General features: G+C 50.7%; 11 protein-coding genes. 9 read left to right on the top strand and 2 right to left on the bottom strand.

What is annotated here, in order from left to right:
- Positions 1-270: 270 nt before the first annotated feature.
- From rpe to ACYVAM_RS21120, 9 genes are all read left to right on the top strand, one after another.
- A complete protein-coding gene (rpe, locus tag ACYVAM_RS21080) occupies positions 271-942 on the top strand; it encodes a ribulose-phosphate 3-epimerase (RefSeq protein ID WP_461070664.1) in 672 nt (223 codons plus the stop codon).
- A gap of 44 nt (positions 943-986) precedes the next feature.
- Positions 987-2,390: an alpha-amylase family glycosyl hydrolase gene (locus ACYVAM_RS21085; protein ID WP_461070666.1), complete on the top strand. Its 1,404-nt coding sequence runs from the start codon at positions 987-989 to the stop codon at positions 2,388-2,390.
- A gap of 121 nt (positions 2,391-2,511) precedes the next feature.
- Entirely contained in the window at positions 2,512-4,656 is a 2,145-nt protein-coding gene (locus ACYVAM_RS21090; protein ID WP_461070668.1) for an OmpA family protein, read from the top strand.
- 33 nt (positions 4,657-4,689) lie between these two features.
- Positions 4,690-6,513, top strand: coding sequence for a glycosyltransferase family 39 protein (locus ACYVAM_RS21095; protein WP_461070670.1), 1,824 nt, complete (start codon positions 4,690-4,692; stop codon positions 6,511-6,513).
- A 2-nt stretch (positions 6,514-6,515) separates the two neighbouring features.
- Positions 6,516-8,315, top strand: coding sequence for a hypothetical protein (locus ACYVAM_RS21100; RefSeq protein ID WP_461070672.1), 1,800 nt, complete (start codon positions 6,516-6,518; stop codon positions 8,313-8,315).
- Between the two features lie 89 nt (positions 8,316-8,404).
- Complete coding sequence (locus ACYVAM_RS21105) at positions 8,405-9,547, top strand: acyltransferase family protein (RefSeq protein ID WP_461070674.1); 1,143 nt, start codon at positions 8,405-8,407, stop codon at positions 9,545-9,547.
- 234 nt (positions 9,548-9,781) lie between these two features.
- Positions 9,782-10,543 (top strand): glycosyltransferase family 2 protein, encoded by a 762-nt coding sequence (locus tag ACYVAM_RS21110; RefSeq protein WP_461070676.1) that lies wholly within the window; start codon positions 9,782-9,784, stop codon positions 10,541-10,543.
- 108 nt (positions 10,544-10,651) lie between these two features.
- Entirely contained in the window at positions 10,652-13,369 is a 2,718-nt protein-coding gene (locus tag ACYVAM_RS21115) for a hypothetical protein (RefSeq protein ID WP_461070678.1), read from the top strand.
- Between the two features lie 46 nt (positions 13,370-13,415).
- Positions 13,416-14,417 (top strand): hypothetical protein, encoded by a 1,002-nt coding sequence (locus ACYVAM_RS21120; RefSeq protein ID WP_461070679.1) that lies wholly within the window; start codon positions 13,416-13,418, stop codon positions 14,415-14,417.
- Here ACYVAM_RS21120 and ACYVAM_RS21125 read toward each other — a convergent pair.
- Together ACYVAM_RS21125 and ACYVAM_RS21130 are read right to left on the bottom strand one after the other, a co-directional pair.
- Complete coding sequence (locus tag ACYVAM_RS21125) at positions 14,414-14,647, bottom strand: hypothetical protein (protein WP_461070681.1); 234 nt, start codon at positions 14,645-14,647, stop codon at positions 14,414-14,416. The genes ACYVAM_RS21120 and ACYVAM_RS21125 overlap by 4 nt on opposite strands.
- 181 nt (positions 14,648-14,828) lie before the next feature.
- Positions 14,829-15,929, bottom strand: coding sequence for a Gfo/Idh/MocA family protein (locus tag ACYVAM_RS21130; protein WP_461070683.1), 1,101 nt, complete (start codon positions 15,927-15,929; stop codon positions 14,829-14,831).
- Between the last annotated feature and the right edge of the window lie 52 nt (positions 15,930-15,981).

The raw sequence follows: 15,981 nt of genomic DNA on the forward strand, positions 1-15,981 counted from the left end.
AGTCCTAGGTTGTAAGCGGCTGTCGTGGAAGCAACACCGGTGTGGGTCCGTCATACAGGACTTACCCCACTTATTCCTTATTACCTGTCGACTACTCATAATTCTAAACGGGCAACATTGGTTTTGTTTCTTCGTTCATCCAAAAAAAGGTACTTTTACGGGATAAAAAAAGTGGTGCGTCCCTGGTAATCCTTTTGTGGTGAATCGTTTTTACGATTGATCGGACGCACAACGTTTGCCTAACCCCTGATGGTGATTTCCTTATAGTCTATGACACAGCCTCTCATTGCGCCTTCGTTGCTTGCGGCCGACTTTGCCAATCTTCAACGCGATCTGGAACTGGTTAACCAAAGTGAAGCTGATTATCTTCACTTCGATGTCATGGATGGTGTATTCGTTCCGAATATCTCCTTCGGTTTTCCGCTCCTAGAGGCTGTTCGCAAGCACTGCACAAAACCGATTGACGTGCACCTGATGATCACGGACCCGGACCGCTACCTCGATGCTTTTGCGAATGGTGGTGCTTCGGTCATTCACGTTCACTATGAAGCCTGTCCGCACCTGCACCGAACCTTGACCCGGATTCGGGAGCTGGGTTGCCGAGCTGGCGTTGCCCTGAATCCGCACACGCCCGTCAGCGGTCTGCTCGATGTACTCGAGCAGATCGATGTTATTCTGATTATGTCGGTCAATCCGGGCTTTGGCGGGCAGTCCTTCATACCCCATACGCTTCGGAAAATTGCAGACCTAAAACAAGTATTAGTAGCGAACCAATGCCCCGCCCTTATTGAAGTTGATGGCGGTGTGAGTCTGGCCAATGCTGATGCGTTGCTTCGTGCTGGTACGGATATGCTGGTGGCGGGTAATTCCATTTTCGGCGCAAAAGATCCCTTGAACGCCATCCACCAATTGAAGAATAGCCGCCATCCACTGGTAGCCTGACCATTTTTCCGTAACGCTTAATCTAATTGACTGGAATCAATTCCATGAAGAAATCGTACCTGACCGTCTTGCTAAGCGCGTTGTTGATGACAACTGCCTGCCGCAATAGTCAATCAAGCCAAGAAGAGAACTCAGATACCGATACAACCACGCTGGGGGCGCCACCCGCCCCCGACTGGGCCAAAAATGCAACCATTTACGAAGTCAACACGCGCCAGTTCTCGCCTGAAGGAAACTTCAAAGCCATAGAAACCCAGTTGCCCCGCCTGAAAGAATTGGGTGTGGATATTCTCTGGCTAATGCCTATTTACCCCATCAGCCAGAAAAATAAGAAAGGCACGCTGGGCAGTCCTTATGCCATTGCCGATTATAAAAATGTGAATCCGGACTATGGTACTCTGGACGACTTCAAATCACTGGTGAACCGGGCACACGCTCTTGGTTTACGGATTATTCTGGACTGGGTACCCAATCATACGGGCTGGGACCATGTCTGGGTAACTGAGCACCCAGATTGGTACACGAAGGTAAATGGCAAAATGACAACGCCTGTAGACCCAAAAACGGGTAAACCAACCGACTGGACCGATGTTGCGGATTTGAATTACAACAATCCGGCTATGCGTAAAGGCATGATCGACGCCATGCAATATTGGGTCAAAGAATGCGGTATTGATGGCTATCGTTGCGATGTAGCCGGCTTTGTTCCGAATGATTTCTGGGCTGAACTGCGCCCACAGCTCGACAAATTAAAGACAGTGTTTATGCTGGCTGAGTGGGAAGATGAGCCCGAGCAGTTCAAGAGCTGTTTTAACATGAACTATGGCTGGAGCATGCACACTATGATGAAAGCCGTTGCCAAAGGGGCTCGCACGGCCGATAAGATCGACTCCCTCCGCGAAGCCAATCAGAAACGCTTTCCCAAGTGGTACTATCAGATGCTGTTTACCCAAAACCATGACGAAAACACGCACAATGGTACCCTGGCCGAATCCTTTGGCCCATCGGCCGATGCTTTTTTTGTGCTGAGCAGTACGCTGGAAGGCATGCCGCTGGTGTATAATGGCATGGAAGCCAACCTGAATAAGCGATTGGCCTTTTTTGAGAAAGACACCATCATCTGGGGAAGCTACGCAAAAAGTGACTTTTTCAAGACCTTACTAACCCTGAAGCACCGTAATCGTGCGCTCTGGAATGGGCTGGCAGGTGGCAAACTGATGAAGATCCCGACCGATCATGACGACAAGGTATATGCCTTTTATCGGCAGCGCGACAATGACCGCGTCACGGTTGTGCTGAACCTGGGCGACAAACCGCAAACAATCCGTTTGGGGGGCGATGGCTACACAGGAACATATACCGACGTCTTCAGCCATCAACCCGTTGAGTTGAAGCCGGAAATGATCGTAACCATGAAACCCTGGGAATATCGGGTGATGACCAATTAGGCAGTCGTTGCGTAGAGAAATAGTAAGGCGGTCATGCTCATAGCGGACTTTCCCACTCATCAAGTATGTTTTTTTTCAATAGAATTTGCTGCTTATATTGGAGCTTATAGAGCGCTTATTTATGCATTCGCAACGTAACCTTTTCTTTAGCAGTCTTTTGCTCATTTCCTTTGCGGGGCTTGCACAACAAACCGGGTTACGTTCCGTTGGACCGCGCTCGGACGAACGCAGCCCAACAGAATCAAAACCTGCATCGGAGGGTAAGGCCGAACCCCAACGACAAACAGCCGGTTCTGTGCAATGGGCAAGCAGGGTCGTTGGCGTATCCTCCGAAAAGAAAGGGGAAAACTACGGCGAACAATATAAAGCCATTCAGGCGCTGGGACGCCCGAACAAGTTACCCGATGTGGGCGAAAGTCCATGCGCCTGGGCACCGTTTTATGCCGATGGTACAGCCGACGAATGGATTCAGGTCGGCTTTGCCAAACCCATGCGGGCCCGGCAGATTGTGGTAGCCGAAAATGTAAACGCAGGATCTATTGTAAAAGTAATTGCCATTGATGAAAAAGGGGCTGAACATATCGTCTACGAAGCAACCAGCATTCAGCCCCGCACAGACCCATTCCTGCGTATTTTCCCCAAAGATTCAGCCTTAGTGTGCCAGCAGGTGAAGGTGGTGATGAATGGAGCAGCCCTTAAAGGACTGAATCAGATCGACGGAATTGGTCTCTCTGAGGACGTCAAACCCATTACCGTAAACATCGTCGTCTCCAAAGACATCCCGAAAGAGATCAAGAAAGAGAACCTCGGCAAAACGGTCAATTCAGTGGGGCAGGAAGTGGCACCCGTTATCTCGCCCGATGGCCGAACGCTCTATTTCACGCGAAACTTCAACAAGGCAAACATTGGATCGTCTGACCGGCAGGATGTCTGGTTTTCAACGCTTGAGTCTGGCGTGGGCGGAAATCCCTCCGGCTGGAGCGAGGCCGTAAATATTGGCTCGCCGATCAACAACGCAGGCGATAATGCCATCAGCGGTATGTCTACCGATGGGCGAACCGCCTACCTCATTAATGTGTACCGTCCGGATGGCGGCATGATCTTCGGCATATCGAAATCGACGCGCACAAAAGCGGGATGGTCGCAACCCGTTGAGTGCCGGATTGCCAACAACTACAACCTTCACGAGAAAAACCAACTTGAGTTTTGTGTCTCGCCCGACGGTCGGGCCATTATTCTGGCCGTTCAGCGAAAAGATACCCGGGGTGACCGGGATCTCTATGTCTCTTTACAGAAAGCAGATAATTCCTGGACAGAGCCGGTATCGTTAGGGAACGTTATCAATTCGGCCGATTTTGAAAGTTCACCCTTTCTGGCGGCCGATGGCCGAACGCTCTATTTTACATCGGCCGGTCATCCTGGTTTGGGCAATGGCGACATTTTTGTCTCCCGTCGGCTCGATGACTCCTGGGGAAACTGGAGCGAACCGGAAAACCTCGGTCCAGGCATAAACACAAATGAATGGGACGGTTATTTTACCATTCCGGCCTCTGGCGACTATGCTTACCTGAGTTCCAGGGGCGGTTCGCTGGGCGAAGACGATATTTTTCGACTAAAGCTGTATCCTGCCATCAAACCCGACCCGGTCGCCATTATCACCGGAACGGTGCTTGATTCGAAAAGTAAAAAACCCGTTGCTTCCCAGGTGGTGTCGAGCGTAGTTGGCGATCAGAAAGGACTGGAAAAAGTAGACTACAATCCTGATTCGGGCGAGTTCAAGCTCATTCTGCCTACCCAGAAAGCCTACGTCCTCACTGCCAGCCGGGAAGGCTACTTCCCGACCACTGAAACTATTGACTTAACGAAAGACAAACGGTTCCGCGATATCAGAAAGAGCATTTTGCTGGTTAAGATAGAACCCGGCCAAAAAATAACGATGCGGGAAGTGCTGTTCCAGCAGAGCCAGTTTGCGCTGTTACCCGGCGCCGATACGGAACTGGACCGCGTGGTAGACATGCTGGGAAAATACCCGGATATGGAGCTACTCATTGAAGGACATACGGACAATCAGGGCGATTGGGAGCCAAATATGAAGCTTGCCGAAGACCGGGTGCGGGTCGTGAAGGAGTATCTGCTGAACAAAGGAATTACCCCCGCTCGTATCCAGACAAAAGCCTGGGGACCCAGCAAACCCATAGCCAGTAACGAAACCGAAGAGAAGCGCAAACTGAACCGACGAGTAGAATTCACGATCCTGAAATTGTAAAACCAGCAGGTAGTGACTTACCTTTGCGCCCAAATGCCGCATTTACTCACTACTGACCGCATGATGAACGACAGTCGTTCTGGTTTATTTGCCCAGTTAAGTTCTCCACGCTTACTGCTTGTTCTGATTTTAGTTCTTGCTCTGGGGCTTCGACTCTATAAGTCCAGTGTTCATGGCCTTTATCTGGATGAGAAATTTACCCTGATCAATATCGCCGGGGTATCGCTTGAAGGCTTCAACCAGCACGATGTCTTCTTTACCCCCGGCAAGACGTACTTTACCCCGAAGGAGTTCTGGAAAGAGAAACACCTCAACGACTATATCCGGGCCATTATTCAAAACGACATCGGCAACAGTGCGTCGCACTATGCCCTGCTTTGGGCCTGGGTCCAATTTTTCGGCATGAGCGACCTGTCCATCCGAATGCCTTCCATTATTTTCAGCACCCTCATTGTTGGCCTGACCTATTTACTGACGAAGCGCTATTTCCGGTCGGAGTCGCTGGCCCTCCTCTGTGCCTTTCTGTCGGCTGTCGAACCGTTTTTTATTGCCTACAGTCACATGGCCCGCAATTATTGCATGACCATCTTTATCACGATGCTGGGCACCTATCTTTTCTTGCGCATCCTTGACCGACGCGCCGAAGGGAAAACGCCTGTTGGGTTGTATGTCGGTTATGGGTTGTCGTTTGCCCTGGCAGTGTTGGGCCATTATCTGGCCGTCACGGTATTTATGTGTCATGGTATTTACCTGCTGCTGTTCAATCGCGATTTAAAAACGTACATTGGCCTGGGATTAAGCTTTATCGGTGCTACGGTGAGCCTGATCCTTCCGTGGTTTGTTTTTGGCGGGGGCAAATACACGCTTCAGACATTAGCGTATCAGGCCCAACTCTACCGGGGACTTGCGTATACAAATCCGTACAACAACGGCTTCAATATTATTTTGCCCGCAACGATTCCTAATGTCGTCAAGAAGTCGATTCCGCTCTGGGCCGATTTGATGATGTTTTCCAATGGGCTTTCTTCCGAAACGCTGGCGTTCCGAAATCTCATCATCGCTTTTGCGCTGGGCTGTATTGCCGTCTTTATTATTCATCGTTTTGGCCGAGGGCGCACGGTTCCAATCTGGGTAAGCATCGCCGTTCCGGCGTTGCTGTTAGTTGGCTTTGCCCTCTACACCATTCCATCGCTCCGGCTATTGGCGGCAGCGGCAGCGCCCATCTTCTACTACCTGTTGTATCAGGCAGCGGCTGATTACACCAATCGGTCCGATCGGCGATTGATCTTTTTTCTCGTTGTACTGAGTACGTTTCCAACACTTTTTATCATTGCCATCGCATTCCGCAACGACCATACGTATGGGCTTATGCAACGGTACTCGGGCTTTTCGTTCCCATATAGCGTGATTTTGGTTGGCCTGATCATCCGCCAGGTATTCCGGCAGCCTACCTACCTGCGCCTGACCCTGGTAGCGGTTTTGTTGCTTCAGAGTTATTACATTGTCGAATTGCTGTACCGAATTTATGAAGATCAGGCACCCAAATACACCTATTATGGGCGTTATCGGATTGCGAATCCGTATAACACGGCGGCTGATCGGATAAAAAAAATGTATATGCCGGGCGATACCGTTCTGTATCCATCCGCCCGAACGGCCCCCCGCGATGAAGTCGAAAATACCTATACTACCCACTCGATTATCGACGCGCAATACACGAACTTGTACCTACCTAAAGACGCGACCTATTACCAGCGCATGGATACTACCCAGACCGATCGAATTATTCTGGTGAAGGGAAATTCAGGAAAGCGCATTACGATTTTTGACTTTGAAGGCACCAAATACCGGTATTAATTGTGACAACAGAACAGCCAGCAACGAACAATACGTATCGCTTCGGTGAGCCGTCGACAACCCAACGATGGCTGCCCGGGCTGGGCTGGGCGTTGCTCGTGCTCCCCATTCTGGTTTTCGGGCTGATCTGGCAACAGTATGCCGTAAATATCCCCAAGTGGGATGACCATGCCTTACGAGCTTTCCTGTTCAATTTTGACCGGGAATCAACACTGACCGGCAAGATTTACCAGCTTTTCAGGCAGCACAACGAACACCGAATCGTTTTCGACCGGCTTGTTTCGACACTCGACTATCAGCTGTTTGGTAAACTGAATTACGTCCACCTGATGCTGGTGGGCAATTTAAGTCTGGTTGGTTTACTGTGGGTTTTCATGGCGGCCCTTCGTCGCTCCCGGCCCGATGTATCCGATCAGTCAGCGCTTTACGCGGTGCCCATCGCCTGGCTTCTTTTTAATCTGTCGCAGTGGGAAAACATGTTCTGGGGTATGGCGGCCCTGCAAAACTTCTCGGTTGTGCTGTGGGTAATCGCGGCTTTCTACTTCCTGAGTTATACGACCCACTGGCGGCTTGCGTTCGTGGCGGGTGTGCTGGCTACGATAACGAGCGGTAACGGCCTGATGGTCTGGCCATTGGGATTCCTGATTCTTGTACTGCGCTTACCAGCTTATTCTGGAAAGGGCAGTCGTACAGCGTATGGCCCTATCCTTGGCTGGCTGGTTGGCGCGGCTATAGTGGTGGCACTTTATTTTGCCGGCTTCGAAAAACCGGATGGTGTGAAGTATGTTAAACCCGGGTTAATTGATTTAACCAAAGGCTGGTTTGCCGTTATTGGCGCGGCTGCTGAAGCACTACCGACCAATTCTCCGCTCCGAACCTGTATCCTGCTCGGTGGCTTGATGACTCTGTTTGTGATAGGTATTGTGGGCTGGAGCCTCCTGACGAATCGATTGCTGGTGAGTAGTCTGGTTCATCGTTTCGTATCGCCCAAAGTAGCTGCCGGAAAGCCCGTCTATTCCCTTTCGTCAATCACTGTGTTTTTCTGGAGTTGTGCCGCGTTTATTCTGGGCACCTCAGCCGTTGTTGCCTGGGCACGCACCGGAGCGGGAATCGACCTGCTCATCACAAGTCGGTATAAAATGTATTCACTTACCGGGCTGGCGCTTTTATACCTGTACGGCGCAGCCATGCTCCCTAAACCGGCCCTGCGCTGGTGGCTGATGGGCGGGTTGGTCAGTAGTGTGCTCTTTGCGGTACTCTCTTATTTTTCCTTTCTCAACGAAACGATCTGGTGGCGGCACTGGAATACGGCCAATCAATTCAACTCGACACACTCCACAAATAGTCCGGCCTTCTCGTCCGATTCTATTTCGCAACGGTACACGCCACCAACCCCGGCCTTCTACGAGAAGGCCTTGCCGGTCTTATACGGACCGGGGCGACAAGCACCGGTTTCCCTGTTCATAACCAAAATACAGGGCGGATATGCGGTAAAAAATACAACTATACCCAGTCAGGGACTCGTTGATGCCGGGGCTTACGTAGTGGCCCGTTCGCCAAAACGAACGTATTTATTTCCTGTCTGGCAAAACCAGCAGTCGATTCTGAAGGCGCGTTTTAGACCGGGTTCTTTATTCACGAATGGCTTTGAGAGCACCATTCAATCAGCAGCAATGGACGCAGGCGCGTATCAGTTATTTGTTCTGATTGTTTCCCGCGCGAACACCTACGAACTTCGTCCGACAAACCAAACCATAGTCTCATCCGGTCCGCCTACAACAGTAGAAGCCAAAAACTGGTAAATTCTGGAAGTCAAATTCTTATCTGTTAATCAAATTATCCGTTGGTTCATAATCAAAGTCATTCGCCCGATTCATCCAGTCAATCATCCATGCCAACAACGACAACCGCTCGCCCAACGCTGAATCACTTTCGGCAGTTAGACGGTATCCGGTTTCTGGCCGTTGGGATGGTTCTATTCGATCACTGGATGGTGGGTCGGGTTGACGGGTTACCCCTCGGCGCATTAGGGGTTACTATTTTCTTTGTCCTGAGCGGCTTTCTCATCACCCGTATTTTGCTGTCGAGTAAGGATAAATTAAGCAGCCAGCCGCAGGGTGGTCTGGGAAAATACCTGAAAACGTTCTACATCCGCCGAACGCTTCGTATTTTCCCCATTTACTACATTACGCTGTTCATTCTTTATTTGATCAATGAGCCGCCCGTTCGCCGGACCATCGGCTGGCTGGCACTGTATGGTACGAATATTTACATTGCCATTAACCAGACCTGGATGGGCACCGTCGATCATTTATGGTCGCTGGCCGTTGAAGAGCAGGTGTACCTCATTTTTCCCCTATTGCTCTTCTTCGTTCCGCGCCGGTTCATACCCGTGACAGCGATTCTGATGATCCTTGGCAGCGTGGCCCTACGGTATGTGTTGTACCGGCTTCGACTGCCCTGGTTTATCGAATACGTGTCGACACCAACCTGCCTGGATTCCTTTGGCCTCGGCGCCATTATGGCGTATGGGTGGCTATACCGGCGCGACTGGCTCGTTCGGATTTTCACCCCGTCAATCGGCGTCTGGCTCAGCATACTCGTTTTTGCCGCTATCGTTTACCTCAATAACTGGATATCCATCGACTCACCCAGGGGTTATCATAACATTGTGTCGGAGGTTTGGGAACGGCTCTTCGCGTCGTTGATCGGTTTCTTCCTGATCGGGCACGCCATCATTGGCTTTAAAGGTCCCATGAAGTGGCTGCTCGAACACCCCGTTAGCCAATACATGGGCCGCATCAGCTACGGCTTATATTTGTTTCACAACTTCGTATTCAATGTGTTTCATACACAGCCAACGCACTTCACCGTGCGTGCCTGGCGTCGGTTGTCGGACATAATGCCTTTCCTAAACAGTTCGTATTTCTTCCAGTTTTCTTTTTATCTGTCCCTCACAATCATCCTGGCAACCCTCTCGTGGTATCTGATCGAAAAACCAATTAATGATTTGAAGGATCGGTACTCCTATTGATGCCATGGTGAGCCAGACTCGATTAATAGCCATTAGTGGGTTGACCACACACTAAGGTACTACCCGGGCAGGCCATTTAGCCATTAACAATTTCATATATTTGTATTTATTTAGTAAATGTACAAGCCAGAACACGGGCAACTGCGCATGTAAGAAATGAATTGATAACTCATTTCTGGTTTATCCGATGCCCGCATCATTGTACATTAATCCGTTTTCACTAGTCAAGCAAGTATGAGTCTCCTGCTGTCAATTGTAATGCCGGCTTACAACGAAGAAGAAGTTATTGAAGCTGTTGTCAAGCAGTGGACTGATTTGTTGATCCGCCAGTTCCCGACCGAAAATACCCGTTTAATTGTCGTCAATGACGGTTCCCGCGATAAAACAGGGGCTATCCTGGATCAAATAAAAGACCGTTATCCAAAGCTGATGGTTGTGCATCAACCAAACGGTGGGCATGGTAATGCGGTCGTCAACGGATACCGGCAGGCGGTTGCGCTGGATTCAGAATATATCTTTCAGACCGATAGTGACGACCAGTTCGTTACCGACGATTTTGCAAAACTATGGGCCAAACGGAATGAGTCGCCGTTTATTCTGGGCTATCGGGAAGAACGGTATGACGCCCCGGCTCGGTTAATTATTACACGCATTCTCCGGCTGAGCATTGCGTTTATTTACGGAACGTACATTATGGACAGCAATATTCCATTCCGGCTGATTCGGGGTACATTCCTTCGCAAATTGCTGGCTCAGCTCCCAGACCCAACGCCGTTCGCGCCCAATATTTTCCTGGCCGTCATGGCAAAAAAAGCGGGGTATAACACCTTCGATATTCCAATTACGCACAAGGAGCGGCTAACGGGCACGGTATCGATTTTGAAATGGAAACTGCTCAAAGTGTGTATCCAGAGTTTTAAAGAGCTGGCTCAGTTCCGGCTTGAGTTGAGCAGCAAAGTAAAAGCGTTGAAAAAACCCGAGCCTGTAACGGCCTAAACACGTTACGGCAGTCTATCTTTAGTTTTCGGTTGGCTGATGCGTGGGATAGTCTGCGCCAGTCAACCGAAACTTGTAATGCGGCTTATAACTCCTCTTCAGTAATAAATGAAACGAAGTCTCTGGCTTGCTGTTGGTGCCGTACTGCTGCTGATTGGTGGCTGGCTGGGGTACCGACAGTTTTTTCCGGCAAGTCGGACTGTTGGGTCTCTGGTGCCACCCGGTGCTTTACTGGTGCTTGCCAGCGACCGGCTTCAGGACACGGTTTCGGCCCGCGTTCTGCGTACCCAGCTTTCGCTCCGCCAACTACCGGTCTTTGACGAAGCTCGCCAGAAACTCGACCGGTTCCTCTATGCGACGGCTGATTCCGCTACGGTACTCAAATTCGTTTCCGGACGGAACATTCGATACTCGCTGCACTCCATTTCCAAAACGACGCTCGATTTCATCTTTTACGTTCCTATAACGGCTCAAGATCAGGCGTTCCTGAATCGACTTACTAACCCCGACCCACGGCAATATCGGGTTCTCAATCACACCTTTGCTGGTGAAAAAATCCTTGACCTGGTTGCCAGGGGTAATGAACCCGTTGGTTCTTTTATTCTGACCGATGGCTTTTTAGTGGGCAGTGTATCGGGTATTCTGATCGAGAACGTGGCCAAACGGATGCATCAGTCGCTCAAATTGACGACTACCGAACCCGACTTTCGGGTCGATGGAGACCATCTAGCAGGTCTGTTCGTACGTCCCGAAGTGCTTCAGTCGTTGTTCAGCAATGTGGGCTCGCTAGTTAGGCTCTTTCTACCGGAAGAGTTGAATCTTCAATTCCGGCAATCAGCTTCGCGTTCTCACCTAATTGGATACGCTGTTGACCGAATCGGCAACCGGCAGGATGTAGCGGCCCTCTTTGCGAATCAAACGCCCCGGCGCATTCAATATGCCCATCTGATTCCACAGACAACGGCGACACTGTATCACATTGGCATCAGCGATGCCCCTCAGTTTGGCAAGTCCCTCAGCAATCTATTAGGATCGGCGTCCAGCGATTTTCTGCGGGATCGCTTCAAGCAGATACAACCCGAAACCAAACCCTTGTATCAGTCACTGGGGCCGGATATAATGCTGTGCCGTCTGGAATCGCCAACGGGTGCTTTGCGACAAATTTTGATTCTGACCGCTCAGGATGGTAAAAAGCTGGCGAATGCTTATCAGCAGGTAGCGCTTCGGTCAGGGGCCAAAATAGCGACAGATCCGAAAAGCTATCTGGGCCATAAAATTCTGTTACTCAATATCCCGGAATTGCCTGCGTCGCTCTTCAGCAGTTTGTTTTCGGGCTTTTCCCAAAGCTGGATCACTCAGCATGGCACCTCGCTGATTGTAGCCAACAGTGAAGATGCCTTGCAGGACTATCTGCAACAGGTACAGCGGGGAGCCGTCTGGACAGCTGACCCCCGGCAGGCCGAGTTATTGAACTCCACCCTGCGCCCCGCCAATTTCACGGCTTTTGCCCGACTGAACCGGGGCCAACGGAGCGTGCTTACCAGTTGGCCCCTGGGCTGGCAAAACCTGCTCGATCAGGTAGACCCGGCAACGGGTACGTCGGCACTGGCTAATCTGGAAAACATGGCTTACCAAGCCAGTTACGGGAATGAAAACATTCAATCGACGGTCATACTGGGCCGCACGACCCGACCTGCCAGCCGGGCGGTGCTCAATAAAGTTCTCCTCCAAAAGAAAACCGAGTTCAACGCACCGCTCATTTCGGCACCTATCGTAACGGGTAATTTAAGCGATAGTTCCGCTCAGTTCTATGCCCAGAATAGCGCCGGACAATTCGTACTGGTAACGCCCGATGGCGATAAGCTGGTTCAGAACAATACCGACGGCCCCATCCGCAGCAATGCCCTGGGTGTAGACTTCCTCAATAATGGCCGGTTGCAGTATCTGTTCATGACAGATCGTACATTGTACATAGCCGATCCGGTCCGTATCCGTAAGGAAGTGGCGCTCCAGGCCATACCCCTGCCGAAGGGCATAGACCCTTCATTTCTGGCCCGGCCACGGGGTAGCCAACAGCGGAACATGGTTGCCTTGGCCGCTCATAAAGATGGGCACATTTACGCACTCGACCGCCAGCGCCGAACCTTCGTGCGGCTCATGACAGCTCCTCATAAAGATACCTTGCAGCTTCCGTTTCAGGTGATGGTTACGCCATCGGGTATGGCCATACTGGCAATGCAGTCGGATGGTACGCTGAATTACTGGCGGGAAAACGGAACGCAGTATCCGCACTTCCCGACCAAAATTGAGCGGACGAATGAGGAAGAGCCCGAAATTCGATTTGTTGGCCCGGCCCTCCTGCCACCCGGCCAAACGCAGATTCGATCTATTACCGACGAAGGTCAACTATTAACCATCAATGCAAACGGTTTGATCGCGAAGCGAATTCAGTTGTATCGACCCATTCGGCGGGGTTATTTTCGGTTGTTTCCGGATGAAGATCAAACGAACTGGCTACTCCTTCGGACAACCGATACCGAAATTGCTGTGCTGGATCAGCAGGGACAGCGTCGGTTCGACGTACGTGCCTTACAATCCGGACGAAACAACATTCGCTACCACCGGCTTGGGGCTGGTGTAGAGTTGGTTAGCGTTAAATCAGGTGGTTTCACCATGCTTTACGACCTGAACGGTCGAATTTTGAACGACCGCCCGATTCCAAGCGATTTTCCCGTTGCGCTGCAATTTGATGAACGCACCAATGAATTGTACATTCTCAGTGGCGCGCAACAGGCGGTGCAACTATTCAGTATTCGATTAAGGTAAAAATAAGCCGGGAATAAGGGTCATGACGGCCTGCCCTTCTACAATCATGCGCGTTTTACGCTATACCATTTTAGCAATTGCCCTCATTCTTTGGGGTGGTGGTCTGTCGAGTACGGTCCTGCACGGACTTTACAAGGCAGGCATCGTTGTGGACGATTACCGGTTTGGCGACCTATATCGTCTTTCAGCACTGCCTCAGTTTAAAGAGCCTAAACCCGTTTGTGCGTCGTCTAACCGGTCAAGCGATACGGCTTCGACTCATCTCTATATTATTGGCGATAGCTTCTCCGAACCGGAACGACTCAGCCAGTCCGACTTTCGGGTGAGCCACTTTCAGCGCGTTGCCTGGGATTTTCAGCAACGGGTTCAACTTGACCCGACGAAGCAGAATGTGTTGCTGATGGAATCGGTAGAACGGCACATCCGCGATCACTTCCGCCGGCCCATCAACGAGTTCGTTGTGCAGACTGATACCATCAAGACGCCCACCCCGAAGCTCCCGTTGCGCCAGCGACTCAGCAACGAGTTCCACCGCAGCGATATGGAAGAACGACTCGAATCGGCTCTGTTTAGTCGCGACTGGGCTTTCTGGTTCAAAGAATTGAAAGCAAGTCTGACCCTAAACTGGTTCAATCGGGAAAGTTCGAGTGTTAGTTTATCGAAAGATCACAAAAATGTATTTTTGCGGAGTGATACCGATACGTCCAAGACGCTGAATTCGTCTTTTGCTCATGTATCGGATCAGGACGTTACCATTCTGGTCGATAGCATCAATTCTGTCGCGGAACGGTATAAACGCCTTGGTTTCGACGCGGTGTATTTTTCGATGATTCCGAATAAAGCCAGTATTGTGGAAGCGAACCGAGGGGCCTACAATCATCTGATCGAACGGATTCAGCAACACCCCAATCTGCGGGTACCAACGATCAACACCTACGAAGCCTTCAAGGCAAGCCCCAAATCGCCTTATCTAAAGAGCGATACCCACTGGACGTGTGAAGGCCGGGAACGATGGCTCGATCTGGTACGCCAGAAAATCCGGATTTAGATGGACAGGTACGGAAGATACGGCTCTAATTTGCCCATATCCCGAAACGCCGTCACCTGATGCAGGTTGTTGTTGTAGGCGTCGTAACGAAGTTCAACGTAGAAGTCGCGCAGGTTATAGAGCAAGAATATGTTCTCGCCCTCGTAGCGATTCGCGAGAATGTCTCCCGTAAAATAAAGAGTGTCGAGTTGCTGGTCGGCGGAAAGGCTGGTAAAATCGGCAGGTTGCATAGGCATACGGGGTTGACAAGCGAAATAAACAAAAAGCGGGCGGCTCACCAAATGAGCCGCCCGACTTTATATACCACAACAAAAACACCACTAGAATACAACTAAAACACTATACTCGATAACACCTTACAATACAGTATACTTGTACTACCGGGCAATTTGCGTTTAATCATAAAAATTATCAACTAATCTTTACCTGCTTACCTGTTCGGGCAGCTTCATAGATAGCCTCTACGATTTTTATATCACGTAGTCCTTCTTCTCCCGGCACCAGCATCGGTTTCTTGTTCATGATGGATTGGGCATCATCGTCCATTTGCATAGTCTGCTGCGAGGGCACTTCATACGGGTGTTCAATTTTACCGCCATTTCCGCTCCAGACGCCTTTCTGGCCGTTGTAAGCCGAGTATGGCTCCATCCGTAACGTGCCTTTGCTACCCGTTACATCCAGAAAGTTCATGTTCATCCCGTAACTGGATTGAACGGCCGCCCGGGCGCCACTTGGAAAAACGAGCTGGGCCATTGTCGTTTCGTCGAGGCCATTTTTATAGATGTCTGGCCGGGTCGTGTATTGCTGGGCGGTTACGGCAATGGGTTCTTCTCCCGTTGCCAGCCGGGCTCCCTGCAACACGTATACACCCATATCGTACATGACACCGCCCCCCATTTCTTTTTTCTGTTTCCAGTGATCAGTACGGTTGTCGAGATACCCCGCCGAGCAACTAACCATCTGGATCTTGCCAATTTTACCGTCCCGCAGGCCCTTTACATACTCCTGCGTGTTGGGTTCATGGTGAAGCCGGTAGCCAACGGCCAGCGATACTTTATTCTTCGTACAGGCGTCAATCATATTCTGACACTCTTTGGCCGTAACCGCCATTGGCTTCTCTACCCAGACGTGTTTGCCTGCCTTAGCCGCCCGGACCACATATTCCTCGTGCATGGAAGGCGGCAAAACCACGTAAATAACGTCGATGTCGGGATTGTTGGCAATCTGGTCGAAGGTCTGGTACGAATAGATATTCTTATCCGGAATGTTGTACTGCTTTTTCCACTTTTCGGCCTTGGCGGGCGTACCCGTTACGATTCCCGCGAGGTAGCAATTTTTCGTCTTTTGTAAAGCCGGGGCCAGCAAATCGGTACTGTAGTAACCCAGGCCAACCAGCGCCACACCCAGTTTATCCTTGGCGGGTCTGGTACCCGCCCAAAGGGCGTTGGGCGCAATGGCTGCGGCAACGCCGGTAAGCGCCGTCGTATGCAGGAAGGTTCTGCGAGAGGTCATAACTGTGTTATTTTTAGGTTCGGGATGGTCGTTTGACGCGTCAGTCGTTCAA

The sequence above is a fragment of the Spirosoma horti genome (assembly GCF_054776595.1).

Excerpts from the sequence above, each read along its gene's own strand:
- rpe (WP_461070664.1), top strand. The coding sequence starts at position 271 with ATGACACAGCCTCTCATTGCGCCTTCGTTGCTTGCGGCCGACTTTGCC.
- ACYVAM_RS21085 (WP_461070666.1), top strand. The coding sequence starts at position 987 with ATGAAGAAATCGTACCTGACCGTCTTGCTAAGCGCGTTGTTGATGACA.
- ACYVAM_RS21090 (WP_461070668.1), top strand. The coding sequence starts at position 2,512 with ATGCATTCGCAACGTAACCTTTTCTTTAGCAGTCTTTTGCTCATTTCC.
- ACYVAM_RS21095 (WP_461070670.1), top strand. The coding sequence starts at position 4,690 with ATGCCGCATTTACTCACTACTGACCGCATGATGAACGACAGTCGTTCT.
- ACYVAM_RS21105 (WP_461070674.1), top strand. The coding sequence starts at position 8,405 with ATGCCAACAACGACAACCGCTCGCCCAACGCTGAATCACTTTCGGCAG.
- ACYVAM_RS21110 (WP_461070676.1), top strand. The coding sequence starts at position 9,782 with ATGAGTCTCCTGCTGTCAATTGTAATGCCGGCTTACAACGAAGAAGAA.
- ACYVAM_RS21115 (WP_461070678.1), top strand. The coding sequence starts at position 10,652 with ATGAAACGAAGTCTCTGGCTTGCTGTTGGTGCCGTACTGCTGCTGATT.
- ACYVAM_RS21120 (WP_461070679.1), top strand. The coding sequence starts at position 13,416 with ATGCGCGTTTTACGCTATACCATTTTAGCAATTGCCCTCATTCTTTGG.
- ACYVAM_RS21125 (WP_461070681.1), bottom strand. The coding sequence starts at position 14,647 with ATGCAACCTGCCGATTTTACCAGCCTTTCCGCCGACCAGCAACTCGAC.
- ACYVAM_RS21130 (WP_461070683.1), bottom strand. The coding sequence starts at position 15,929 with ATGACCTCTCGCAGAACCTTCCTGCATACGACGGCGCTTACCGGCGTT.